Consider the following 24,822-nt stretch of genomic DNA (forward strand, 5'->3'; position numbering starts at 1 on the left):
GGGCAGCACAGAGAGGGGCAGAGGGCGAGCATGGCCGTGGGAGAGGCGAATCCGCCCCGCGCCGGCGCGTCCCGCCGACCCGTGCCGGACGGCCCGGACGTCGCGGGCCGGGTGCGGGAGCGGCTGCGCGTCCTCGCGTGCTGCCTCGCGCTGACCGCGCTCGCGTTCGGCACCCGGCCCGGCGCGATCCTGGCCGACACCAAGATCGACATGGCGGTGAACCCGCTCGGGTTCCTCGGCCGCGCCCTGCACCTGTGGGACCCCGAGCAGTTCGGCCAGCTCCAGAACCAGGCGGTCGGCTACCTGTTCCCGATGGGCCCGTTCTTCGCGCTCGGCGACGTCGCCGGGATGCCCGCGTGGATCACCCAGCGGTTCTGGCTGGCGCTGCTGATGTGCCTGGCCTTCATCGGCACCTGGCGCCTCGCCGGCCGCCTCGGCTTCGGTGCCGGCGGAGGCGCCGCCGGGGACGGGCAGGGCGCCCGCCTGTTCGCCGCGATGGCCTACGCGCTGGCCCCGAACGGTCTGGCCACGCTCGGGCAGATCTCCTCGGAGTACCTGCCGGTCGCGATGCTGCCCTGGATCGTCCTGCCGCTGGTCGGCGCCGCGTCCGGCGAGACGGGGCGGCTCAGGGCGGCGGCCCGGTCGGGCCTGGCGATCGCCTGCTGCGGCGGCGTCAACGCGACCGCGACCGTCGCCGTGCTGGTCGTCCCGGTCGTCTACGTGCTGACGCGGCCGCGCGGGTCCTTCCGGGCGCGGACGCTCGCGTGGTGGTCGGCGGCGGCGGCCGCGGCCGTGGCCTGGTGGCTCGCCCCCCTGCTGCTCACCGGGACGTACGGGTTCTCCTGGCTGACCTACACCGAGAAGGCGCGGACGACGGCGGGGCCGACCGGCCTGATCAACGTGCTGCGCGGCGCGGAGCGCTGGGTCAACTACCTGATCGTGGACGGGCAGGTCTGGTGGCCGGTCGGGCACGGCCTCTCGCTCGGCCCCGTGGCGATCGTCTGCACGGGCCTGGCCGCCGCGCTCGGGCTCGCCGGGCTGCTGAGCCGGCTCCTGCCCGAGCGGACGTTCCTGCTGCTCACGCTGCTCGCCGGGCTGGCGATCCTGTCGATGGGCCACCTCAGCGACCTGCCGGGCCCGTTCGCCGGGCAGCTGCGCGACCTGCTGGACGGCCCGCTCGCCCCGCTGCGCAACCTGCACAAGTTCGACGCGGTCGTCCGGCTGCCGCTCGCGCTCGGCCTCGCCCACGCGCTCGTCGCCGCGGCCCGCCGCACGGCGGCCGGCGCGCGCGGCCGCGGCGCCGGGCCGGCCCGCGGCCTGACGCTGAGGTCGCTGCTCGGCCTGCCGGTGGCCGCCGCCGTCGCGCTCGGCGGTATCGGCGTCACCGCCGCCTCGCACGGCCTGTCCGGGCCGGGCGAGTTCAAGGACGTGCCCGGATACTGGCGGGACGCCGCGGCGTGGATCAACACGCGGGCCGGGCGGCAGGGAGTGCTGGCCGTCCCCGGCGCGCCGTTCGGCGAGTACCTGTGGGGCCGCCCCATGGACGACATCGTGCAGCCGCTGCTGTCGGCGCGGTGGGGCGTCCGGCAGCTCGTCCCCGCCGGGTCGCCCGGGTACACGCGCGCGCTCGACGCGATCGACCAGCAGGTCCGCTCCGGGCAGGGCTCGCCGGGCCTGAGCGCCTTCCTCGGCCGGATGGGGGTCCGGTACGTCCTGGTCCGTAATGACCTGCGGCGCGAGACGCTGCGCGGTGCCTGGCCCGCCCGCCTCCACCAGGCGCTCGGCGACTCGCCGGGGATGCGGAGGGTCGCCGCGTTCGGCGGCCCCGTCGGCACCGACGCCGACGACGCGGTGACCGCCGTCGACCAGAAGTACCCGGCGCTGGAGGTCTACGAGGTCGCCGGCGCCGCCGGCGTCGCGAATCTCGCCGACGCCGAGAACCCCGTCCGCGTGTACGGAGGGCCGGAGTCGCTGCTGCCCATGGCGGACGGCGGCACGCTGCCGAGCGGCCCCGTCCTGCTGGACGACGACGCCGGCGACCTCAAGGGCGCCCCGGTCGTGACCGACTCGCCCCGCCTGCTGCGCCGCAACTTCGGCGAGCTGCACCAGACGTCCCCGACGCTGACCGCCGGCCGCGCGGGCGAGGCCGCCGACGTCCTGGACACGGGCTGGAAGCGCTACGCGACCCACGTGACGTACGGCGGCGGCGTGCGCGACGTCACGGCGTCCACGTCGGCGGCGGGCGACGACGCCGTCCCGCAGGCGCGCGAGCCCGAGGCGACCCCGTTCGCGGCGCTCGACGGCGACCAGTTCACCGCCTGGAAGACGGGCGGCTGGAAGGGGCCGGTCGGGCAGTGGCTCCGCGTCGACTTCGACCGGCCCCGCGAGGTCCGGAGCCTCACCGCCGCGTTCCTCCAGGACGGGTCTCTCGGCCCCGCCGTCTCGCGCGTCGCCGTCGAGACCGAGAACGGGACGGTGCGGCAGGACGTCCAGAAGATCGTGACCGGGCAGCCCCTCCGCGCACCCTCCGGCACGACCCGCTGGCTGCGGCTGCGGATCCTCGGGCTGGCCTCCGAGCCCCTCGTCGCGGGGTTCGCCCGCGCGGGCGTGGCGGAGATGTCGATCGGCGGCGTCCGGCCCGCTCGCACGTTCACGATGCCCGCGCCCTCCGGCGTCGACGGGCCCGCCACGTACGTGATGAGCCGGGCGCAGGGCGCCGCGGGCGAGTGCGTGAAGGGCAGCCGCCGCTGGGTGTGCTCGCCGTCCCTCGGGTCCGGTGACGAGGAGGAGGCGGGGTTCGACCGGACGTTCACGTCCGCCGCCGCGGGCAGGGCCGCCGTCACCGGGACGGCCGTGCTCACCGACCGGCGGCTCGTCGAGCGCTTCACCGCCGCCCGCGGGCAGCCGGCCGTCACCGCGAGCTCGGTCCTGGCCGACCATCCCGCCGACCAGCCGAGGTCGGGCTTCGACGGCGACCCGCAGACGGCCTGGATCGCGGGGGAGAGGGACCAGGCGCCCACGTACACCGTCCGGTGGAAGGGCCGCAAGCGGCTGGCGGCCGTCACCGTCACCCGTCCGCCCACCGCGTCGGGGCCGATGCGCATCCGGGTCGAGGGGGAGAGGGGCCAGACACGCGAAGGGCTGTCCGACGCCCAGGGCAGGCTGGCGTTCGCCCCGATGGCGACCGACCGGGTCACGTTCACCTTCTTCCGGGAGAGCCAGGCCCAGCCCATCCAGGTGACCGACCTCGTCATCCCGGGCGTCAAGCCCATGCCCGACGTCCGCGGCCTCCCGCTGCGGCTGCCCTGTGGGTACGGCCCGAAGCTGCGGGTCGACGGCGGCACCGTCCGGACCAAGGCGACCGGCACGCTCGGCGACCTGCTCGCGGGCCGGCCGCTGCGGTTCAGTTCGTGCACGCCGGCCGCGCTCCAGGCGGGCCGGAACCGGCTGGCGTCCGTGCCGTTCGACCCCTACCGTCTCGACACCGTCACGGTCGGTGCGAAGCCTGGCGCGGCGGAGGCCCGGCCACCGCAGCAGGTCAAGGTGCTCAGCTGGGGGACCGGCAAGCGCAGGGTGGAGGTCGACGCCGCCACCGCCTCCTTCCTCACGGTGAACGAGAACTTCAACGCCGGGTGGCGCGCGACCGTCGGCGGCACCGAGCTCCGGGCCGTCCGCCTGGACGGCTGGAAGCAGGGCTGGGTCGTCCCGAAGGGGACCCGCGGCGTCGTCGAGCTGGCCTACACCCCCGACCGGGCGCAGCGGACCGCCGTGGTCGCGGGCCTCAGCCTGCTGCTCGTCCTGCTGCTGGTCGCCGTCTGGCCGTCCGGGCGCCGCGGCCGGCGCCGCCCGGAGCCCCGCGCGCTCGTCGCCGGGACGGGCTGGCCCGCGTGGGCGGCGATCGGCCTGGCCGCCGCGCTCGGCGGCTGGATCGCCGGGCTGCCCGGCCTCGCCGTCACGGCCGCGGTCGCCGCCGCCTGCGGCTGGGCCCGCACCCGCCGCTCCGCCGTACCGCGCGCCCTCGCCTCGCCGTGGCCCGTCGCGCTCGCCATGCTCGCCGGGGCGGGCTGCCTCGCCGCCGGGGTCCGGCTCGACCTGCTCGACAACCCGGCGGCCCCGTCCGGCCCGCTCGGCGACATCGTCCCGCAGCTGCTCGGCCTCGTGATCGTCGGGCGGCTCGCGGTCGAGCTGTGGCGGCCGAAGCCGCCCGGTGGCGGTTCCGGCGGCCCGATCTCGCTCAGCTGGACGGCGCCCGGGCAGGGTCCGCCGGACGGGACGGAGCCCGGCGCCGGGTCAGCCGCTGGACCGGCCACTCCACCAGATAGTGGGTCAGGGCCCCCGCTGCGATGGTCGCCGCAGCCATCAGCGGCAGATCCGTCACGACGTTCCCACGGAAGCCGCGGCCGGTCGCGTCGTACCAGGCGATGATGATCAGGAGCTGCCACAGGAACACGCCGTAGGAGATCCGGCCGAGGAACCGCATCACCGGATTCCCCAGGATCGCGCCGAGCGCCGGATGATCGGCCGGAGCCAGCGCGACCGGCGCCACGAGCGCCGCCGCGCACAGCCCGAAGACGACCACGTGCAGCAGGGACGTCCAGAACGCGTCCGGTGTCTGGAGGCTGAGCGGCCCGGCGGCAGGGGTCGCCGCCACCACGTACAGCATCGCCGCCGCGACCCAGCACGCCGCCCACGAGTCCGACACGCCGCGGCACACCGCGGCCACGGGACGGCGCTCGTCCAGCCGCGCCCACACCGTCACCACCGCGAGCGCCATCCCGATCGCGAACCAGGCGAAGTACCGCGGAAGCCAGACCCCCATCCCGGTGTGCCGCTCCGGGACGAACATCAGGACGGTCCACGGCAGCGACAGCGCCGCGTACACGCCGATCCCGACGAGGAGCCGCCTGGCGCGCACGCCGGGGTCGCCGCTGCGCGTCCGGCGCGCGTACCAGGAGAGGGCGGCCGCGGTGAACGGGAGCAGCACGTACCAGCCGGCCTCGACGACGAGGCTCCACATCTGCCCGAGCTGCGCGGGCCCGAGGTCGCCGTTCCACCACGGGCCGGGCAGGTAGGTCTGCGTCAGGGTGAGCAGCGAACCCCAGGTCAGCGGGTCGCCGATGTGGTCGCGCCCGGCCGTGAGCATGAAGACGACGACCACGGCCCAGTACGCGGGCAGGATGCGGAACACGCGCCTGCGCAGATATTCGGCCGTCCGCGGAGCGGCCCGTCCTTCCAGGACGGCCGCCGCCCACGGGCGGTAGAGCAGCAGCCCGGACAGCGCGAAGAAGATCGGCACGCCCACCTGACCACCGTTGAACAGCCACCGCGCACCGTTCGGGTTGGTGATCGAACCGGCCGCGCTCGCGACGTGGAAGACCAGCACGACGAGTGCCGCCACTGCCCGAAGACCGTCCAGGGTGTCCTGGTGCCCCGACACGGGCGGCACCGCGTCCCGTCCCCCCTGCACGGCAGGCCTCACGATCCGTGCTTTTTGAGGACTAGGACGAGGTTCCAGGTGGCTATCTCGCGTAGGCCTGGGACGCGGACGATGGACTCGGCCCAGCGGGGGTGGTAGCGGGGGAGGGCGTCGAGGACGGTCACCTGGTCGTTTGCGCGGGCCCATCTGAGCGCCGACGACACCGAGACCGGATGCAGGCCGAGTCCGAAGCGGTTCTTCGGTGGGAAACCGTTTCGGCGCTCGTACCGGCGCGCGGCCCGGTCGCCGCCGAGGTAGTGCCAGGGGGACGTCTCGTGGCCGCCCCATGGGGACAGCCAGTTGGTGAACGACAGGAAGACCGTCCCGCCCGGCCTGGTCACCCTGACCATCTCGTCGGCCATGCGCCAGGGTTCGGGGACGTGTTCCAGGACGTTCGACGAGAAGCACACGTCGACGGACCCCGTCTGGAAGGGGAGGGCCAGCGCGCTCCCGACGAGGGTGTTGGGTACGTCGACGCCGTGCGCGGTCAGTTCGGAGAGGTCGTGGTCGATGCCGGTGCAGCGCGCTCCCGCCGACGTCAGTGCGCGGGCGAAGAACCCGGAACCGGTTCCCACGTCGATTACGGTCGCCCCCGCGAGGTCGGTGTACGAGCCGAGCTGCGCGACGGTGTCGCGCGCCATCAGCTCGTAGAAGTACTCCGGTTCGCTCTGCTCGCGCCGGAACGCGCTCAGCAACCGGACCGACCGCGCCAGCGTGGCCCGGTGCCCGTGCTCCGGACGCGCTTCGTCCCACCTGGGGGGCGCCGCCATCGCCACCTCACCGTCTCCGTCGTCCCGCCCGGCCCTCCCGCCGATCGGGCGCCCGCAAGGTAACGGGGAGCTTACCGACCAGTACAGCGGTCCGGTAGGGTGACCCGGACATGCTGGAGGCGGGGCCCGGCGGCTCGGCGCGGCCCCCGCCCGCCGTGCGCGCGACGGCAGCCCCGGAGGTGTTCATGCGGCGACCGGTCGGCCTGGTCCTGATCGGCCTTGGCGCGTTCTTCCTCACGCTCGCGCCGCTCGTCCGTTTCTACGTGGCCGACCAGGTGGTCGTCGCGCCCCTGAACCGCTACCAGGTGACGAACCTGGAGTCGAAGGACTCGACGTACTTCGACGAGGCCGACGTCAAGCTCAAGACCGGCGTCACCCTGCTGGCCAAGAACACCGTCCGCGGGGACGTCCGCGCCAACGAGGGCAACGACGACATCGCCGTCTGGGACTCCACCACCAACATCTACAACCAGGCGAAGCCGGACAAGCCCGTCCAGATCCAGGGCTACCGCATCGCCTTCGACCGTCGGACGGGCGTCCTGACCAACTGCTGCGGCGCCAACGTCGACGGCGACAACGGTGTCCGGATGGTCGGATACGGGCTGCTGTTCCCCATCGCGAACGTCCAGAAGAAGGACTATCCCTTCTACGACATGACGACCAGGCAGACGGCGCCGATGCAGTTCAACGCCGTCGAGAAGGTCCACGGGCTGACGACGTACCGGTTCACCCAGACGATCCCGCTGACCAAGACGGCCTCGCTGGACGCCAAGCTGCCCGCGAAGATGCTGGGCCTGCCCGCGGACGCGGGCAACCAGAAGGTCGACCGGTACACGGAGGCCTACAACACCGTCTGGGTCGACCCGCGAACGGGCATCCCGGTCAAGCACCGCGAGAACATCCGCAGCACCGTCCGCACGTCCGACGGCCGGGGCTCGATGATCGTCGCGCAGGCCGACCTCATCACCGTCGACCGGGACCAGCGGGGCCTGGTCGACATGGCGAACAGCACCGCCCTGCAGATCGACATGGTGCGCAGCTACGTCCCCGCCACCGGCGTCCTGCTCGGCCTGATCCTGCTGTTCGTGGGCGGCTACCTCGGCATGGGCCGCCGGGAGGCCCCGCCCCTGGAGGCCCCGCGCCGCCCCGACGGCAAGTTCGGCGACATGACCGCGCCCGGACCGCCCAAGCCGCCCGGACCGCCAAGGCCGCCCGGCCCGTCCAAGCCGTCAGCGGTGCCCACCGAGTCCGCCGCGCCCGTCGTCCCCTCCGCGGGGCCGCCCGAGTCCCGCCGCCCGGCGCCCCGCAGCCAGCGCCAGCAGCGCAAGGCCGCCGGCCCGGCGAAGCGCCGCTGACCCGAACCGCGTTTCCACGCTCCACCGGCCTCCGCGCCGGCGGCGCCGTGCCCTGCCCTCGAAACGTCCGCTGATACGTGTTCTAGATGGAGGTCCATCGCGCTTCCGGGATGAGATTCCTAACTAGAACCTGTTGCAGTTTTGTGGGTCCGCGCCTAGGGTCGAGGCTGTGCGGACACGAGTCACCGAACTATTCGGCATCGAGTACCCGATCTTCGCGTTCAGTCATTGCCGCGACGTGGTCGCGGCGGTGAGCCGCGCCGGCGGCATGGGCGTCCTCGGCGCCCTGCACTTCACTCCCGAGGAGCTCGAACTCGAGCTGAAGTGGATCGACGAGCACGTGGGGGGCAAGCCCTACGGCGTGGACGTCGTGATGCCCGCCAAGTACGAGGGCGCCGACGTCGGCGACGCCGAGGAGCTGCTCGGCAAGCTGCAGGGCATGATCCCGGCGCAGCACCGGGAGTTCCTGGAGAACCTGCTGGCCGAGCACGGCGTGGAGCCGCGCGGCGAGCAGGCCGGCAAGGCGCTGCTCGGCTGGACGGACGTGACCGCGCGGCCGCAGGTCGAGGTCGCGCTCAAGCATCCGATCGCGCTGCTGGCCAACGCCCTCGGCCCGCCCCCGGCGGACGTCGTGGCGCAGGCGCACGAGCACGGCGTGAAGGTCGCGGGGCTGGCGTCCAACGCCCGGCACGCCCGCAAGCAGGTCGAGGTCGGCGTGGACATCATCGTCGCGCAGGGCACCGAGGCCGGCGGGCACACCGGCGACGTCGCCACGATGGTCCTCATCCCCGAGGTCGTCGACGCCGTCGGGAAGGACACCATCGTGCTCGCGGCGGGCGGCATCGGCCGGGGCCGCCAGATGGCCGCCGGCATGGCGCTCGGCGCGGACGGCGTCTGGACGGGCTCGATCTGGCTGACGGTCGACGAGGCCGACACCCCCGAGCGGGCCCTGCCGAAGCTGCTCAACGCCACGTCCCGCGACACGGTCCGGTCCCGGGCCTGGACGGGCAAGCCCGCGCGCTTCCTCAAGACGGCGTGGACGGAGGCGTGGGAGAGCGAGAACTCGCCGGGCTACCTCCCGATGCCCATGCAGTTCATGCTGATCGCCGACGCCCTGCCCCGGATCCAGCGGTCCGGCGACGGCGAGCTGGTCACCTTCCCGGTGGGCCAGATCGTCGGATCGATGAACCAGGTGAGGCCGGCCGCGCAGGTCGTCTACGACCTGATCGAGGAGTACGTCGAGGCGATCGAGCGCCTCAACGCCATCACCGAAGGCTGACCGCCCGAAGGCCCCGGCCGGCGCCGATCCTCCCGGCGCCGGCCGGGGCCGCACGCGTTCCCGGCCGCGCGGCGGCCGGACGAAGATCATTAAAGCCCGGATATCGCCGGTGATCGCTGTTACGGTGTGGCCGCACCAAGATCATTCAACGGGGAAGGTATCGGGTGAAGAGAAGCAGAAGGCTCGCCGTGTTCGCGGGGTCCACCCTCGCCCTGGGGGCGGTCGCCGCCGTCGGGATCACCGCGGCGCGGCCGGGCGAGCACCGCGCGGCGTCCGTCGCGGGCGCCGCCGCGACCACGTGGCCGCTCGTGCAGGGCAGCCCCGGGAAGGACACCGGCACCAGTCTCAGCGGTCTCGCCCCGGCCCCGGACGGCACCCTGTGGGCCGTCGGCAACCAGAACTCCACGGTGCGCAAGCCGGTACTCCAGCGGCTGAACGGCGGTACCTGGAGCAACGTGGCGCTTCCCGCCTCGGTCGGCACCTACGACTTCGTCGCCGCCGCGTCGACGTCCGCGTCGAACCTGTGGGTGGGGGGCCTGCTGAACACCTCCGGTGACGGCCACGCCGTGATGCACTGGAACGGCACCGCATGGCGCACGTTCAAGACGCCCCTCTCCTTCCAGCCCCGCGGCATCGCCACCACGGGCGCCGACAACGCGTGGGCCGTCAGCGTTCTCGCCGCCAAGCACTGGAACGGCACGGCCTGGGCGGACACCCCCATCGGGATCCGGTCGCGCGCGGTCGCCGCCTCGTCGCCCAACGGCGTGTGGGCGGTCGGTGCGTCGACGGACGGGCAGCCCGCGACGGCCCGCTGGAACGGCACCGCATGGACCACCGTGCCGTACCCCGCCCTTGAGGGGAACCTCGAGAACGGAGAGGTGGTACCGACGCTGACCGATGTGTACGCCGCTTCGGACGACGACGTGTGGGCGGTGGGCGTCGGCTATTTCAGGAATGAGGCGGGCAAGCTGGTCACGCGGTCGTTGCTCGGCCACTGGGACGGTTCCAAGTGGACCAGCACCGTCGGCGCCGAAGGCACCAGTTTCACCAAGGTCGCTTCGGACGGTGCCGGGGGCATCTGGGCCTACGACGGCAAGGGCACGGTGCGCCACCGCACCGCCGCCGGTGTCTGGACGGACGCGACGCTGACGCAGCCCACCGGGATGAAGACGACGGTCAACGCCATGGCCGCCCAGCCGGGCACCCGGACCGTGTGGGCGGTGGGCCACACGACCGGCACGACGGGGTCCGTCGACTTGGCGCACTGGCGCGGCGAGTGACGATCGCGTAGAAGCGCCCCGGCAGGCGTCGCGCGAGCGGCGCCGGCCGGGGCGTTCGACTCGCGGGCGAGTCGACGCGGGGTCAGAAGCGGGTCATCCAGGACAGCGCGCGGGCCAGGAGGTAGTAGACGGCGCCGGCGAGGGCCCAGTTGATGTAGAGCTGCTCCTCGGGGTCGGAGCGCGTGAAGACGTCGTGGAACGGCGTGGCGAGCCAGCGTCCCGCGTCGAGCGTGGCGTCCACCAGGGTGTTCCCGGGGTTCGCGCCGCCCCACGTCAGCAGCATGCCGAGGGCGAGGATCGCGACCGCCGCCCAGCCCGCCGCCATGATCATCGCGCTGACGGGGTTCGGCCTGGTGCGCCGCCACCGCGGCGGCTTGCGCTGGACGGCGGTGTCGTCCGTCCGCCGCCAGAGCGCCCGCCGGGGCGGACGGGGGGACGTCTCCTCCGGCGTCTCGTGCTTGCGTCCCAGATGCAGGGCCATGGCCAGGTCCTTCCGTGCTCGCCTTCGCCCCAGGCGATGCCACGCGAGGCGGCCCGCAAACCCGGCCCCTATTTACGGACAGCCCATTACTGCCGGGCTGGACGTCACTTGCCGTGGTAGACGGGCGGGCGCTTCTCCTTGAAGGCGCGCGAGCCCTCCTTGGCGTCCTCGGAGCCGATGACCGGCCAGCCGATCTCGTCGGAGATCTTGAGGGCGTCCTCCTCGGACAGGTGCTGGGTCTCGCGGTAGGTGCGCAGGATGCCCTGGACGGCGAGGGGGCCGCAGGCGGCGATCTGGTCGGCCAGCTCGCGGGCGGCGGCGAGCGCCTGCCCGTCCGGGACGATCTTGTTGATCAGGCCCATCGCGAGGGCCTCCTGCGGGGTGACCGAACGGGCGGTCAGCAGGATGTCCATCGCGTTGGCGTAGCCGATCTGGCGGGGGAGGCGGATCGCGGAGCCGCCCATGGGGAACAGGCCGCGCTTCGCCTCGTACAGGCCGAGGGTGGCGCCCTCGGCGACCACGCGCAGGTCGGTGCCGACGAGCAGCTCGGTGCCGCCGGCCACGGCGTAGCCCTCGATGGCGCAGATGAGCGGCTTGGTCGGCTGGCCCTCGCGCAGCAGGCCCTTCCAGTGGAAGTTCGGGATCTGCGCCATCCGCTCCTGGACGCGCGGGTCGGACGGCTGCTGTCCCATCGCCTTCAGGTCGGCACCTGCGCAGAACGTGCCCTCGGCCCCGGTGAGGATGGCGACGCGGACCTCGGGGGTGTCGGAGATGTAGGTCCAGGCGTCGGCGAGGCCCACCAGCATGGACGAGCTGAGCGCGTTGCGCGCCTCCGGGCGGTTCATCGTGACGATGACGACGTGCCCGTCGCGCTCCACGGTGCAGTGCTCGGTGCTGATCGGCAGCCGTTCCGTCATGGTTCCTCCAGCTCAGATAGCAAACGAGAACAGATTCTAGTTAAGCCGTTGCCCTACCGGTAGGGGTTGAACTGCAAAACGAGAACGTGATCTACTTTCTCTGCCGGGCGCCCGTAGCGGGCACCGGTGCTCTGTGCTTTCTCTGCTCACTGTGCTCTCTGTGCTCACGTAGGGAGATCCGATGGGGTCATTGGGCTTTTGGCGGCTGGCGCAGGCGGATCCCGAGTGGGTCGCCGCCGTCGATCCGGACGGGACGCCCCACGCCGCGGGCGACCTGCTGGCACGCGCGAACCGGCTCGTCCACGGCCTGCGCGCGCTGGGCCTGGAGAAGGGCGACGGCATCTGCGGCCTCGTCCCGAACGGCGCGGACGGGGTCGTCCTCTACCTGGCGGCGCTCCAGGCGGGCTGGTACTACACGCCGATCAACTGGCATCTGACCGGCCCGGAGATCGGCTACATCGTCGCCGACAGCGAGGCCAAGGCGTTCTTCGTCCACGAGCGGTACGCCGCCGAGGGCGCGCGGGCCGGCGAGGAGATCGAGGCCCACCGGCGGTTCGCGTTCGGGGAGGTCGAGGGCTTCCGGCCGATCGCGGAGCTGGTCGACGGGCAGCCCGACACGCTTCCGGACGACCGCAGCAACGGCGCCACGATGCACTACACGTCCGGGACGACGGGACGGCCGAAGGGCGTCAGGAGGGCGCTGGCCGGGCTCGACCCCGACGACAGCGCCGAGCTGATGACGTTCCTGCTCGGCATGTTCGGCATCCCGCCGGGCCGCCCCGCCGGGGGCGAGCACCAGGCGCACCTCGTCACCTCGCCGAACTACCACACGGCCGTCACCCAGTTCGGCGGGACGGCCCTGCAGATGGGCCACACGCTCGTCTACATGGACAAGTGGGACGCCGAGGAGACCCTGCGGCTGATCCAGGAGCACCGCGTCAGCAACACCCACATGGTGCCGACGCACTTCAAGCGGCTGCTGTCGCTGCCGGAGGACGTCCGGGCCCGGTACGACGTGTCGAGCATGAAGTGGGCGATCCACGCGGCGGCGCCGTGCCCGGTGCCGCTCAAGCAGCAGATGCTCGACTGGTGGGGCGACTGCATCTGGGAGTACTACGCGGCGACGGAGGGCGGCGGGACGATCGCCAGCCCGGCCGACTGGCGCGCCCACCCCGGAACCGTCGGCAACGCGTGGCCGATCAGCGAGCTGCTGATCGTGGACGACGACGGCGAGCCCGTCCCGACCGGGACGCACGGCACGATCTACATGAAGATGGCCGGCGTCGAGTTCGAGTACAAGGGCGACAGGGAGAAGACGGAGAAGAACCGCCTGAAGGACTTCTTCACCGTCGGGGACATCGGGTACCTGACCGAGGACGGGTTCCTGTTCCTGTCCGACCGCAAGGCCGACATGATCATTTCGGGCGGCGCGAACATCTACCCGGCCGAGATCGAGAACGAGATCATCCTGCATCCCAAGGTCGGGGACGTCGCCGTGTTCGGCATCCCGGACGAGGAGTGGGGCGAGCAGATCAAGGCCGTCGTCGAGCCCGCCGAGGGCGTCGAGCCCGGCCCGGAGCTCGCGGCGGAGATCCTCGCGTCGCTGGAGGGGCGGCTGGCCAAGATGAAGTGGCCGAGGTCGGTCGACTTCATCGAGGCGATGCCGCGCGAGCCCAACGGCAAGCTCCTCAAGCGCAAGCTCAGGGACCCGTACTGGAAGGACCGCGACAGTGCCATCTGACACGGCGCCCGTCGAGAACGCGCCCGCAGGCGACGGGCCGCCCGAGCCGAACCACGTCCTGGAGTTCCCCGGCGGCTACACGCGCTCGGTCGGCCCGGTGATCGGCCGCTTCTTCAGCGAGCTGCGCGACGGCCGGCTCGTCGGCGTCCGGACGGCGGACGGCAGGGTCCTCGTCCCGCCGTCGGAGTACGACCCGCAGACCGGCGAGGACGTCACGGACGAGTTCGTCGAGGTCGGCCCGGTCGGGACGGTCACGACATGGTCGTGGGTGGCGCACCCGGCGAAGGAGCATCCGCTGGACCGCCCGTTCGCCTGGGCGCTGATCCGTCCGGACGGCGCCGACACCGCCCTCCTGCACGCCCTCGACCTCGGCATCTTCGAGGAGGGCGCCAAGCCGCCGAAGTTCCTCAGGACGGGGATGCGCGTCCGGCCCCGGTGGCGGGCCGAGCGGACCGGCGGGATCGGCGACATCGAGTGCTTCCAGCCCGAGGTCACCATGATCAACGCGCCGACGCGGCTGGAGTACCGGCTCAAGGGCGGTCAGGCCCTGCGGCGCTTCCTGGAGGGCATGTCCGAAGGCCGCATCCTCGGCCACCGGTGCCCGGTGTGCGAGTCGGTCATCGTCCCGATGAAGGGGCTGTGCCCCCGCGACGGCGTCCCCACGACCGAGGAGGTGGAGCTGCCCGACACCGGCACCGTCACCACCTTCGCGGTCAACAACATCCCCGACCCGCGCGCGCCCGAGGTGCCGTTCGTGTCCGCCTACGTCCTGCTGGACGGCGCGGGCCTGACGATGCTGACGCTCGTGGCGGGCATCCCGGCCGACCAGGTCCGGATGGGCATGCGGGTGAAGGCGGCGTGGCGGCCCCGCGAGGAGTGGGAGCGGACGATGGGCAACATCAAGTGGTTCGAGCCCATCGACGAGCCGGACGTCCCCTTCGAAGAGATCAAGGACTTCATGTGATGCCTCGTCCCGTGGCCGTGGTCGCGTTCGCGCAGACCGAGCACAGCGGTGAGGACCGGGGGATGGCCGAGATCGAGATCCTGGCCCCCGTCATCACCGAGATCAAGGAGCGGACGGGCCAGAAGCAGTTCGGCTTCACCTGCTCCGGATCCTGCGACTACCTCGCCGGCGCCCCGTTCGCGTTCGTGTCGGCGCTGGACGCCATCGGCGCGTGGCCGCCGATCTCCGAGAGCCACGTCGAGATGGACGCGGCGTGGGCGCTGTACGAGGCGTGGGTGAAGCTCCAGCACGGCGACATCGACACAGCGCTCGTATACGGGTTCGGCAAGTCGTCGCAGGGCAACCTGCGGGCCGTCCTCACCCAGCAGCTCGACCCGTACCACCTGGCGCCGCTCGGCATCGACGCGGTGTCGCTGGCCGCGCTCCAGGCCCGCGCCTACATGGAGCGGTCGGGCGCGAAGGAGGACGACCTGCGCGCCGTCGCCGCGCGGTCCCGCGAGGCCGGGCTCGGTAACCCGTTCGCGCTGCACCTGCCCGCCCCCGAGGGCGACGACTACGACGTCGCGCCGCTGCACCCCTACGACGTCGCGCCCGTCACCGACGGCGCCGCGGCGATCGTCCTCGCGGCGGGCGACCGGGCCCGCGAGCTGTGCGAGCGCCCCGCGTGGATCACCGGGATCGACCACCGCACCGAGCCGCACGCGCCCGGGGTCCGCGACCTGAGCCGCTCGGACTCGGCCCGCGTCGCGGGCGAGAAGGCCGGCGCGACCGGCATCGAGGTCGCCGAGCTGCACGCGCAGTACTCGCACGAGGAGCTGATCCTGCGGGAGGCGCTCGGCCTGGGCGAGGACACGGTGGTCAACCCGTCCGGCGGGCCGCTGTCGGCGAACCCGATGATGGCCGCCGGGCTCATCCGGATCGGCGAGGCCGCGGCCCGCGTCCACGACGGGTCGGCGTCCCGCGTGCTGGGGCACGCCTCGTCCGGACCCTGCCTCCAGCAGAACCTCGTCTGCGTCCTGTCGGGAGAGAACCATGGCTAACCGTTGCGCGATCATCGGCGTCGGGCAGACGGCGTACAAGACCAAGCGGCTGGACGTCTCGATGGCCGGGCTGCTGCGCGAGGCGGCCCGCCGGGCGCTGGAGGACGCGCAGCTGACCTGGAAGGACATCGACGCGGTCGTCGTCGGCAAGGCCCCCGACCTGTTCGAGGGCGTGATGATGCCGGAGACGTTCCTCGCCGAGGCGCTCGGCGCCGCCGGCAAGCCGATCATGCGGGTGCACACAGCCGGTTCGGTCGGCGGCTCCACGGCGATCGTCGCGGCGGGCCTCATCCAGGGCGGCGTCCACGACCGCGTCCTCACGATCGCGTGGGAGAAGCAGTCGGAGTCGAACGCGACGTGGGCGCTGACGGTGAACTCGCCGTTCACGACGTCGCTGGTCGTGGGCGCGGGCGGCTACTTCGCGCCGCACATCCGCGCCTACATGCGCCGCTCGGGCGCCCCCGACCACATCGGGACGCTCGTCGCGGTCAAGGACCGGCAGAACGCGCTGAAGAACCCGTGGGCGCACCTGAAGATCCCCGGCATCTCCCGCGAGATGGTCGAGTCGACGCCGATGCTGTGGGAGCCGATCCGCTACCTGGAGACGTGCCCGTCGTCGGACGGCGCGTGCGCGATGGTGCTGGCCTCGGAGGACGCGGCGAAGAAGGCCCCGGCCCCGCCCGCCTGGGTGCACGGCACGTCGATGCGCTCGGAGCCGATGCAGTTCGCGGGGCGCGACACCGTGAGCCCGCAGGGCGGCAAGGACGCGGCGGCGGACGTCTACCGGCAGGCCGGGATCTCCGACCCGCGCCGCGAGCTGGACTGCGCCGAGGTCTACGTCCCGTTCTCCTGGTACGAGCCGATGTGGCTGGAGAACCTCGGGTTCTGCGGCGAGAGCGAGGGCTGGAAGCTCACCGAGGCGGGTGCGACGGCACTGGACGGCGACATCCCGTGGAACCCGTCCGGCGGCGTCCTGTCGTCCAACCCGATCGGGGCGTCCGGGATGATCCGGTTCGCCGAGGCGGCGCTGCAGGTGCGCGGCCAGGCGGGCGAGCACCAGGTGGACGGCGCGCGGCGCGCGCTAGGCCACGCCTACGGAGGCGGAGCCCAGTTCTTCGCCATGTGGATCGTCGGCAGCGACAAACCCTGATTCCCGGAGGCCCGTCCGATGGAGTTCAACCACGCTGACCTGTTCGAGGGCGTCGCGGACGCGATCGGGGACCGTCTCGCGCTGGTGTGCGGCGACCGGCGCCTCACCTACGCCGAGCTGGACGAGCACGCCAACCGCCTCGCGCACCATCTGGCGGACGCGGGCGTCGGCCCCGGGCAGCACGTCGCCGTCCAGCTCTACAACGGCGTCGAGTACGCCGCCGCGCTGCTGGCCGCGTTGAAGATCCGGGCCGTGCCCATCAACGTCAACTACCGGTACGTGGAGAGCGAGCTGCTCTACGTGTACCGCGACTCCGACAGCGTCGCGCTGCTGTACGACGTGGAGTTCGAGGACCGCGTCGCGGCGACCGTCCCGCAGGTGCCCGAGCTGCGGCACCTCGTCGCGGTGGGCGGCGAGCCGTCCATCCCCGGCGCGGTCGCCTACGACGCGGCGCTGGAGGACGCCTCCGGCGCACGGGACTTCCCGGCGCGCTCCAAGGACGACGTCTACATCATCTACACCGGCGGGACGACCGGGATGCCGAAGGGCGTCATGTGGTCGACCGAGCAGATGCTGCTCGCGTTCTGGAACCCCACCTTCCCCCGGCCGACCAGGCCGGAGGACGTCGTCGAGAACGCCCGCGGCGGCGGCCCGATGACGATGATGCCGGTCGCGCCCCTGATGCACGGCGCCGCCCAGATGGCCACCTGGATCGCCTGGTTCATGGGCGCGACGCTCGTCTACACGCGCAAGTTCGACGCGGCCGACGTGTGGCGGACGATCGAGCGGGAGAAGGTCAACTCGCTGACGATCACCGGGGACGCCATGGCGATCCCGATGGCCGAGGAGCTGGCGCGCGGGGACTACGACACCTCGTCCCTGCTGGCCTACGTCTCCACCGGCGCGATCTTCACCGGGACGGTCCGCGACCGCATCCAGGAGCTGTTGCCGAACACGATGATCCTGGACCGCTTCGGCTCGACCGAGTCGGGCTCGACGGCCGAGGCCGTCGCCGGCTCAACCCCGGAGAAGGGCCTGCGGTTCGCCCCGGACGTGGAGAACGTCACGGTCCTGGACGACGCGTTCCAGCCGGTCAAACCGGGATCCGGCGTGATCGGCCAGGTCGCGCGCACCGGCTACATCGCGCAGGGCTACTACAACGACCCGGAGAAGACGGCCAGGACGTTCCCCCTGGTGGACGGTCGGCGCTGGCTGCTCACGGGCGACATCGCGACCGTCGAGGAGGACGGCTCGATCGCCGTGTACGGCCGCGGCTCGCAGGCCATCAACACCGGCGGCGAGAAGGTGTTCCCCGAAGAGGTCGAGGCCGTCCTCAAGGGCCACCCGTCCGTCTACGACGCGGTCGTGACGGGCATCCCGGACGAGCGCTGGGGCAACCGCGTCGCCGCGGTGATCCAGCCGTCCGGCGCGGAGCCGTCCTTCGAGGAGCTGAACGAGCACTGCCGCAAGGAGCTGTCGGGCTACAAGGTGCCGCGCGTCTACGCGTTCGTCGCGGAGATGAAGCGCTCCCCGGCCGGCAAGGCGGACTACCGCTGGGCGAAACAGGTGGCGGAGGAGGCCAGATAGGGGGGCGGCCCCGAACCTTCGTGGGATTCGGGGCCAGGAGCGGACCTGCTGTTAGCGGTCCTAACGAAACCCATGGTAGGTGCCGCCCGGCAGTGGTGCGATCATTGAACGGTGTCGGCTGCGCCACACGCCGTCGCCGTCCCGCCTGGTCCCGCCGGGTTCGGGTCGATAGAATCTCCCTCAAAGAGTCGCTCTTAAGTTGAGTGTCTCTATTTAAGAGCAAAAGGGAGAGAGGTCAAGGCGTGGCGACCCCGGAGCGCGAGCGGATGGCGGCCGAGCTGCAGATGGCGATGCAGCGCAGCACGATGTTCACGGTGCTGCTGCACCATGCCACCGCGAGCAAGGCGGGCATGAACGTCACCGACGCGCAGTGCGTCAACGCGCTGACGCTGGACGGCCCCCAGACGCCGGGCCAGCTCGCCCAGCTCATGGGCATCACGACCGGCGGCGCCATCACCGCCGTCATCGACCGCCTGGAGCGCGCCGGCTACGTCCGCCGCACCCGCGACCCCGACGACCGCCGCCGCGTCATCGTCGAACTCGTCGAAGAGAACGTCGCCCAGTTCGCCCGCTACTTCGAACCGATAGGCCGCGCCTTCCGCGACCGCCTCGCCTCCTACACCGACGACCAGATCGCCCTCCTCCTCGACTGGATCCACCACAACAACGAAACAATGCCGTCCGTAATAGAAGAAATCCGCAACCTCCCCTGACAGCGCCCGGGAGCCGGGCGGTGGCGCTCGCGCGGGAACCCCGCCGGGCGTCGGCGGGGTTCCAGGGGCTGAGCGGCTGCGCGTTACTGGGTTTCGGTGATGCGGAGGGCGGTCTGGCCGGAGAAGCGGACGCTGGCGTTGTGCGGGGCGGCCTTCACCCACTGGTCGAGTCCGTCGACCGTGCACTTGCTGACGTCGGGCGGCGTGGGGGAGCCGTCGGGGCAGGTGCTGCCGGCGACGTACACGACGGTGTCGGTGGTGCTGAAGAAGGCGACGTTGCCGACGGTGTACTTGCCCGGCGCGAGGTAGCGCAGCGGGCCCCACTTGGTGGTGATCTGCTGGCCGCCCTCCTGCGCGAGCGGGGTGTGCCGGCTTCCCGGGGTACCCGAACCGCCCGGGCCCTGAGGGGTCGAGGGGCCGCCGGGCGTGGACCCGCCGTCCGGCGTCGAGGACCCGCTCGGCGCGGGCGCGGAGCCGGTGGGCGAGGAGGGCGGGGCCGCCACGGGGTCGCCGTCGCCGCCGCAGGCCGTCAGGCCGAGTGCCAGCGCCGCCGCCATACCGGTGATCACGATCTTCCGCATGGGTCCTCGCTCTCGTGCTCGGTGCGCGGCCCCTTGTGGTCGCGCTCTGCAGGATGAGATGCGGGACGGCCCCGCGCGAGTTGGCGCGGCGGGACGTGATCAATCCGACCGGCCGCCGCCCGAACCCGCGCTACGGCGCGGCCGTCTGGATGTCCTGACGGCATCGAGAAGTTCGCGCGGAGTCCAGAACCTTTGCGCGGTTCGCGAGGTACCGGTGACCGCGCGGATGCATGAAGTCACCCGGACGCTCCGTTTGTGGTCACCGCGCCGGAGGGCACATCAGTCACGCAGAGCACTCGAACGAACACGGTGCTCAACGACACGAGGGAGCCCCCCATGGCCCGTTACGAGATCACGGTGGAGACCGGCAACGTCGACGACGCCGGGACAGATGCCAACGTCCACATCACCCTCTACGGTTCGCTCGCCTCCGCGGGCCCGGTCAAGCTGGACGACAGCAGGGACAACTTCGAGCAGGGCGCGACCGACCACTTCACCCTGGACCTGACCGACGTCGGGCGGCTGGAGACCATCGTCATCGGCCATGACAACTCAGGGAACAAGTCCGGGTGGTTCCTGAACCGGGTCAGCGTCACGAAGGACGGCGACACCGCGGAGTTCGCCGCCTACCGCTGGCTCGCCACCGACGAGAACGACGGCAGGACCGAGGTGCGGCTGACGCGCCAGAGGTGACGGGAGGCGGATGAGGCCGCCTCCGCGCCGCCCCCGCCCGGCCTGGCGCCGGGTGGGGACGGCGATCGAGGAAAGATGACGGAAGGTGTCAGGTTTTGGAGGCAGGGTGGGGTCACCGGCCGTCGCTGGGGGATTGAGATGTGGACCGGACCCTTCGTACTAGGACTTGCCATGCGTGAAACCCGAGAAGAACTCGTCGAGCTCCAGGCCCTTCTGGACGACTCCCGTTCCCGTTCCACGGCGCATCTGCGCTCGATCATCAATGCGGAGAGGTCACTGACCGCGGAGCGGCTCTGCCGGATCCTCACCGGCATGTGCACCCTGGCGCTGTCCACGGTGACCGCCAAGGGCGAGCCGCGGATCAGCGGCGTGGACGGGCACTTCCTGCACGGGAAGTGGCTTTTCGGCACGGCGCGCGACGCGGCCAAGGCCCGCCACATGGCCGCCCGCCCGGCCGTCAGCGCGGCGCACATGCGCGGCGAGGACCTGGGCGTGTTCACGCACGGGACGGTGGAGGCCCTCAACCCCCCGGGCGGCGAGCCGGCCGCGGACTGGCCGGACCTGCTCGCCTACCTCAAGGGCTTCTACGGCGAGAACGCCTTCGACTGGGACAAGGACGTCGTCTACTACCGGCTGCATCCGCACTGGATGGCCGCCTATGCGCCCGACCTCGCCAAGCTCACGGAGGCCTGATCAAGCGGTGAGGCGGCCTCGGAGGAGGGCCAGGAGGGTCGTCTGGACGTCGTCCAGGGAGCGGCCGGGCTGGAGGGCGCGCCAGTCCAGGGCGACGGTGAGGACCATGCCGAAGACGGCGGAGGCGGCCGTGCCGACGTCCAGGTCGGAGCGGAGGTCGCCCGTGGTGACCGCTTCGCGCAGGACGTCGGCCACGACGCCGATCGCGCGCTCGCGGATGAGGCGGGCCGCGTGCTGCCAGTCGCCGCCGGCCCGCCACGTCTCGGCGATCAGGAGCCGGGCGAAGGACTCGTGCTCGCCGACGAACGCGAGTTCGGCGGCGACGACGGCGTCCAGCGCCTCCAGCGGCGGGCGGCCGGACGCGGCGTCGCGCAGCGCGGTGGCGAGGCGGTCGACGCCGTACTCCAGCAGCGCCGCGAACAGCGCGGCCTTGCTGTCGAAGTTGTAGTAGACGGTGCCCTTGGCCACGCCGGCGCGCTCGGCGATCTGGTCGACCGTCGTCGCGGCGAGCCCGCTCTCGGCGATCAGCTCGATCGCCGCGGTGAAGAGCTTCTCCCGGGTCGCGATGCGGGCCACGTCCCCTGCCTTCCGATCAGAGCTTCAGTGCCGGGTGCAGGCGCTTCATCGTCCAGACCCGGTTGTGCCGGACGGCCAGGGCGGTGAGCGCGAGCCCCCCGGCCAGGAAGGCGGCCAGCACCGCACAACCCTGCCACACGGGCGTCAGGTCGCCGCCGCTGATCAGGTGCCGGACGGCGTCCACGACCCACGGCATCGGCAGGTAAGGGCGGACGGCCTGGAAGAACGCCGGGCTCGTCTCGATCGGGTACGTGCCGGCGGCCGAGGTGAGCTGGAGCATCAGGAGCGCCAGCGCGATGATCCGGCCGACCGGTCCGAAGCGGGCGTTCACCCACTGGATCACCGCGAGGAACGCGGCGGACGCGAGCGCGAGGAACGCGACGAGCCCGGGCCAGTGCTCGGCGCGCAGGCCGAGCGCGAAGTGCAGGACGGCGAGGACGACGCAGGCCTGCGCCGCGCCGATCGCCGCGGCGGGCAGCCAGCCGGCGAGGGCGACGCGGCGGCCGGGCGCGGTGCCCGCGAGCGCGCGGGGGTTCAGCGGGCGCAGCAGCATGTAGATGATCATGCCGCCGACCCACAGGGACAGGGGCACGAAGAACGGCGCGAACCCGGTCCCGTAGTTGGGCACCTCGTTCTCGGTGGCGCTGGTGAGCCGCACCGGGTTGCTCATCATGTCGTCGCGCGCGGCGCGTTCCTTGCCGTCGTAGTCCGGGATCTGGGAGACGCCCTTGTTCAGGCCGTTCGCGAGCTGCTCGTTGCCGTCGGAGATCTGCGCCAGGGCAGTCTCCAGGGTCACCGCGCCGCCGGACAGGCGCCCCAGCCCGCCCTGGAGTTCGCCCGCGCCGCCCGAGAGGGTGCCGAGACCGGTCGTGAGCCGGGACGATCCGGACAGCAGGCGGCCGGCGCCCGCGTTGACCTGCCGGGTTCCGGCGTTGAGGCGGTCCACGTCGCGGCGCGCCCTCTCGACCTCGGCGGCCAGGGAGGGCGCGTCCTTCGCGATCGTGCGGGCGGCCCGCTCGACCGTGCGGGCGTCGGCGGCGACCTTGCGCAGGTCGCCGGTGTGGTCGCTGACGTAGCCGTCCACCTGCTTCGCGACGGTGACGACCTGCGCGGCCGCCCGGGTGAGGTCCCGGCGGACGTCCGCCGGGACCTCCGGGTGCGCGGCGAGATGGGCGTCCAGTTCGGCCTGCGCCTTCTCCGCCCGCTGGACGGCGGCGCCGGTCTGGGCGGGCAGCCGTCCGGCGCCGTCGGCGAGGGCGTCCGCCCCCTGGGCGACGGCGAGCGCTGCCCGGCGGATCTCGGGGGCGTTGTCCCTCAGCAGCGGGACGAGGGTGTCGCCCGCGCGGTCGACGGTCGTGGTCAGCCGCTGCATCCCGGCGGCGACCTGCCCCGTCCCGGTGCGGAGTGCCTCCAGGCCGGAGGTCAGATCGCCGCTGCCCGCGCGGGCCTCGTCGATGCCGCCCTTCAGCTTGCCCGCGCCGGCCTCGGCCTTCCCCGCGCCTTCTGCGAGCTTGCCCGCGCCGTCGTGGGCCTGGCCGGAACCCGCCGCGAGCTCGTCCGCGCCCTGGGCCGCTTCGCCGAGTTCGCCGTGCAGCTTGCCGAACGACAGGAAGATCTGGTCGAAGTAGCCGTGCACGGCCTCGCTCCCGGCGGCGGCGCTGATCTCCTTGAACGCGGCTTGGGCGAGCGTCCCGACCACGTAGTTGTTCGCGTCGTTCATCTGGAGCCGCAACCCTGCCGGCGTGGGGGTCCCGTCTCCGGACGGCGACGCGATCCGCGTGCTGAAGTCGGCGGGGATCGTCAGCGACATGTAGTACTTCCCCGACCGGACGCCCTCCTCGGCGTTCGCCGCCGAGACGGTGCGCCAGTCGAAGACCTTGCGCCTCTCCAGTTCGTCCGCCAGGTCGGCGCCCGCGTGGACGGTCCTGCCGCCGGCCGTGGCGGGCTCGTCCTGGACGACCAGCGCGACCGGAACGTGCTGGAGCCGCGCGTACGGGTCCCAGAACGACCAGAGATAGAGCCCCGCGTACAGCAGCGGGAGCAGGACGAGCCCGGCCATCGCGACGCGGGTCAGCCGGTTGCGCTGGAAGCGGCGCAGCTCAAGGCCGCCCGAGGTCAGTGCGGGAAGTCTCATCGGGGGGATGTCCTCGGCTAGAGCGGGAGCGTGTGCGTGGCGACGCCCTCGGCGGGCGCGGCGTCGTGGCAGGACGCGATGACGGTGACGCCGTCGGCGGCGATGACGGCCAGGCGCCGCCACAGGTCGCGCTGCCGGTCGGCGGGCAGGCCCTCGTCGACGTCGTCGAGCAGGAGCAGTCCGGGGTCTCCGGCGAGCGCGAGGGCGGCGCCCAGGAGCTGGGCCTCGTCGGGCGCGAGTTCCTCGGCGAGCGTCCCGGGAGCGATGTCCAGTCCGACCCGTTCGAGGGTCCGGCGCCTGCGGGCCTCGCGGCCCCGGAACCGGCCGAGGACGCCTTCGCGCAACGCGAGCGCCTCGTCGACGTGCTCCCGGACGGTCAGCGCCGGGTCGAGTTCGGTCACGCCCGGCACGATCCCGAGGGCCGCGACCCGCTGGATCCGCCTGAGCCCGGCGACCCCGCCCACCGCGACCGTGCCCGCGGCGGGCCGCATGCGCCCGGCGAGCGTGAGCAGCAGCGCGGTGCGCCCGGTGCCGGCGATGCCGCTGACGGCCACCAGCGCGCCGGCCGGGACGTCCAGTTCGACGTCGCGGAAGACCCAGCCGCGCGCGCCCTTCGCTCCGAGGCCCCGCGCCCGCACGGACGATCCGCGCGCGGGCGCCGGACCGGCTCCGGGGCGGCCCCCGCCAGCCCCCGAGCCGATCGGGCGGGGTCCAGGGACGGGCACCGCGGTCCCCCCGGCCGCGGCGGCCGCCCCTGGAGTCTGGTGCTCGGACGTCATCGCGACCTTCCGGAGAGCCTGAGTTTGAACTGACTGGTCAGTACAAACGTAGCTCCGCTTCCGACCTCTCGAATCCACCCGAAGCGGTGACATCAGACACGTCACCCCCACGACTCGGGTCACACAGGACAGGTCAGTGATTTGAGTCACATAAGCCGCGTCCGACCAGGGAAACGACGGGGCTGCTATTGGACGAGTTGTCTGATCTGAGAGACTTCGGGGATGACCGAGTCGTCACGCGCGCACCGCAGGCTGGCCACGCTCATGGCCGGGATGGGCACCCTCCACATGATCGCTCCGAAGCCGTTCGACGCGCTCGTCCCCGAGCGGCTCCCCGGCGGCCCGCGGACCTGGACCTACCTCAGCGGCGCGGCCGAACTGGCCTGCGCCGCCGCCGTCGCCCACCCGCGCACCCGCCGGGCGGGCGCCCTCGCCACCGCCGGCCTGATGGCGGCGGTCTTCCCCGCCAACGTGAAGATGGCCCGCGACTGGCGCCACCGCCCGCTGCCGTTCCGCGCGGCCGCCTACGGCCGCCTGCCGTTCCAGGCCCCCCTCATCGCCTGGGCCCTCCACGTGGCCCGCAAGGCCGACTGAAACCCGTCCACGCGGCTCC

General features: G+C 72.6%; 20 protein-coding genes and 1 pseudogene. 13 read left to right on the forward strand and 8 right to left on the reverse strand.

Annotated features, from left to right (window positions below; all coding sequences use genetic code 11):
• Positions 1-30: 30 nt before the first annotated feature.
• Positions 31-2,124: pseudogene (locus AB0C84_RS35505) on the forward strand (alpha-(1->3)-arabinofuranosyltransferase family protein); the annotation flags it as partial.
• A 2,110-nt stretch (positions 2,125-4,234) separates the two neighbouring features.
• Here AB0C84_RS35505 and AB0C84_RS35510 read toward each other — a convergent pair.
• Both AB0C84_RS35510 and AB0C84_RS35515 read right to left on the reverse strand, forming a co-directional pair.
• The gene (locus AB0C84_RS35510) at positions 4,235-5,479 is read right to left on the reverse strand and encodes an acyltransferase (protein WP_361074854.1); all 1,245 of its coding nucleotides are present in this window, start codon (positions 5,477-5,479) and stop codon (positions 4,235-4,237) included.
• A complete protein-coding gene (locus tag AB0C84_RS35515; protein WP_361074856.1) occupies positions 5,476-6,246 on the reverse strand; it encodes a methyltransferase domain-containing protein in 771 nt (256 codons plus the stop codon). Before AB0C84_RS35515 ends, AB0C84_RS35510 begins: the two co-directional genes overlap by 4 nt.
• 110 nt (positions 6,247-6,356) lie before the next feature.
• Between AB0C84_RS35515 and AB0C84_RS35520 the strand changes: the two genes are divergently transcribed.
• The 3 genes from AB0C84_RS35520 to AB0C84_RS35530 all read left to right on the forward strand — a co-directional run bounded on the left by AB0C84_RS35520 (position 6,357) and on the right by AB0C84_RS35530 (position 10,160).
• Entirely contained in the window at positions 6,357-7,601 is a 1,245-nt protein-coding gene (locus AB0C84_RS35520) for a DUF3068 domain-containing protein (RefSeq protein ID WP_361074858.1), read from the forward strand.
• Positions 7,602-7,770: 169 nt separating this feature from the next.
• Complete coding sequence (locus AB0C84_RS35525) at positions 7,771-8,880, forward strand: nitronate monooxygenase family protein (RefSeq protein WP_258942038.1); 1,110 nt, start codon at positions 7,771-7,773, stop codon at positions 8,878-8,880.
• A gap of 164 nt (positions 8,881-9,044) precedes the next feature.
• Positions 9,045-10,160, forward strand: a complete 1,116-nt coding sequence (locus AB0C84_RS35530) for a hypothetical protein (protein ID WP_361074860.1) — start codon at positions 9,045-9,047, stop codon at positions 10,158-10,160.
• A gap of 82 nt (positions 10,161-10,242) precedes the next feature.
• On the opposite strand, the gene AB0C84_RS35535 is transcribed toward AB0C84_RS35530, so the two are convergent.
• Positions 10,243-10,641 (reverse strand): hypothetical protein, encoded by a 399-nt coding sequence (locus AB0C84_RS35535; protein ID WP_361074862.1) that lies wholly within the window; start codon positions 10,639-10,641, stop codon positions 10,243-10,245.
• A gap of 104 nt (positions 10,642-10,745) precedes the next feature.
• On the reverse strand, positions 10,746-11,558 hold the full coding sequence (locus AB0C84_RS35540; protein ID WP_361074864.1) for a crotonase/enoyl-CoA hydratase family protein: 813 nt from the start codon (positions 11,556-11,558) through the stop codon (positions 10,746-10,748).
• A 181-nt stretch (positions 11,559-11,739) separates the two neighbouring features.
• Between AB0C84_RS35540 and AB0C84_RS35545 the strand changes: the two genes are divergently transcribed.
• From AB0C84_RS35545 to AB0C84_RS35570, 6 genes are all read left to right on the forward strand, one after another.
• On the forward strand, positions 11,740-13,299 hold the full coding sequence (locus tag AB0C84_RS35545) for an acyl-CoA synthetase (RefSeq protein WP_258942041.1): 1,560 nt from the start codon (positions 11,740-11,742) through the stop codon (positions 13,297-13,299).
• Complete coding sequence (locus AB0C84_RS35550) at positions 13,289-14,263, forward strand: OB-fold domain-containing protein (RefSeq protein WP_361074867.1); 975 nt, start codon at positions 13,289-13,291, stop codon at positions 14,261-14,263. Before AB0C84_RS35545 ends, AB0C84_RS35550 begins: the two co-directional genes overlap by 11 nt.
• Positions 14,263-15,303 carry a thiolase domain-containing protein gene (locus tag AB0C84_RS35555; RefSeq protein WP_339155330.1) on the forward strand — a complete coding sequence of 347 codons (1,041 nt, stop codon included), beginning with the start codon at positions 14,263-14,265 and terminating at the stop codon, positions 15,301-15,303. The genes AB0C84_RS35550 and AB0C84_RS35555 overlap by 1 nt, the downstream gene beginning before the upstream one ends.
• Positions 15,296-16,453: a thiolase domain-containing protein gene (locus AB0C84_RS35560; RefSeq protein ID WP_179846249.1), complete on the forward strand. Its 1,158-nt coding sequence runs from the start codon at positions 15,296-15,298 to the stop codon at positions 16,451-16,453. The genes AB0C84_RS35555 and AB0C84_RS35560 overlap by 8 nt, the downstream gene beginning before the upstream one ends.
• An 18-nt stretch (positions 16,454-16,471) precedes the next feature.
• Positions 16,472-18,040 (forward strand): acyl-CoA synthetase, encoded by a 1,569-nt coding sequence (locus AB0C84_RS35565; RefSeq protein ID WP_258942043.1) that lies wholly within the window; start codon positions 16,472-16,474, stop codon positions 18,038-18,040.
• A gap of 242 nt (positions 18,041-18,282) precedes the next feature.
• Entirely contained in the window at positions 18,283-18,753 is a 471-nt protein-coding gene (locus AB0C84_RS35570; RefSeq protein WP_361074870.1) for a MarR family transcriptional regulator, read from the forward strand.
• Positions 18,754-18,836: 83 nt separating this feature from the next.
• Here AB0C84_RS35570 and AB0C84_RS35575 read toward each other — a convergent pair whose 3' ends face one another.
• A complete protein-coding gene (locus AB0C84_RS35575) occupies positions 18,837-19,334 on the reverse strand; it encodes a hypothetical protein (protein WP_361074872.1) in 498 nt (165 codons plus the stop codon).
• Positions 19,335-19,670: 336 nt separating this feature from the next.
• On the opposite strand from AB0C84_RS35575, the gene AB0C84_RS35580 reads away from it, so the two are divergent.
• Both AB0C84_RS35580 and AB0C84_RS35585 read left to right on the forward strand, forming a co-directional pair.
• Positions 19,671-20,027, forward strand: coding sequence for a PLAT/LH2 domain-containing protein (locus AB0C84_RS35580; protein WP_361074874.1), 357 nt, complete (start codon positions 19,671-19,673; stop codon positions 20,025-20,027).
• Between the two features lie 171 nt (positions 20,028-20,198).
• The gene (locus AB0C84_RS35585; RefSeq protein WP_361074876.1) at positions 20,199-20,720 is read left to right on the forward strand and encodes a pyridoxamine 5'-phosphate oxidase family protein; all 522 of its coding nucleotides are present in this window, start codon (positions 20,199-20,201) and stop codon (positions 20,718-20,720) included.
• Here the strand turns inward: AB0C84_RS35585 and AB0C84_RS35590 are convergent, their stop codons facing one another.
• Genes AB0C84_RS35590 through AB0C84_RS35600 form a run of 3 tightly spaced genes read right to left on the reverse strand, consistent with a single transcriptional unit; the run spans position 20,721 to position 24,068 of the window.
• Positions 20,721-21,296, reverse strand: a complete 576-nt coding sequence (locus AB0C84_RS35590) for a TetR/AcrR family transcriptional regulator (RefSeq protein ID WP_361074878.1) — start codon at positions 21,294-21,296, stop codon at positions 20,721-20,723.
• Positions 21,297-21,312: 16 nt separating this feature from the next.
• On the reverse strand, positions 21,313-23,430 hold the full coding sequence (locus tag AB0C84_RS35595) for a YhgE/Pip domain-containing protein (RefSeq protein ID WP_361074880.1): 2,118 nt from the start codon (positions 23,428-23,430) through the stop codon (positions 21,313-21,315).
• Positions 23,431-23,447: 17 nt separating this feature from the next.
• Positions 23,448-24,068, reverse strand: a complete 621-nt coding sequence (locus AB0C84_RS35600; protein ID WP_361074881.1) for an ATP-binding cassette domain-containing protein — start codon at positions 24,066-24,068, stop codon at positions 23,448-23,450.
• Between the two features lie 363 nt (positions 24,069-24,431).
• Here AB0C84_RS35600 and AB0C84_RS35605 point away from each other — a divergent pair, with 363 nt between their 5' ends.
• Positions 24,432-24,803, forward strand: a complete 372-nt coding sequence (locus AB0C84_RS35605; protein ID WP_258942052.1) for a hypothetical protein — start codon at positions 24,432-24,434, stop codon at positions 24,801-24,803.
• Positions 24,804-24,822 lie beyond the last annotated feature (19 nt).

Origin of the sequence: Actinomadura sp. NPDC048955, assembly GCF_040649435.1 — a bacterium.
Lineage (GTDB): Bacteria > Actinomycetota > Actinomycetes > Streptosporangiales > Streptosporangiaceae > Spirillospora > Spirillospora luteofluorescens.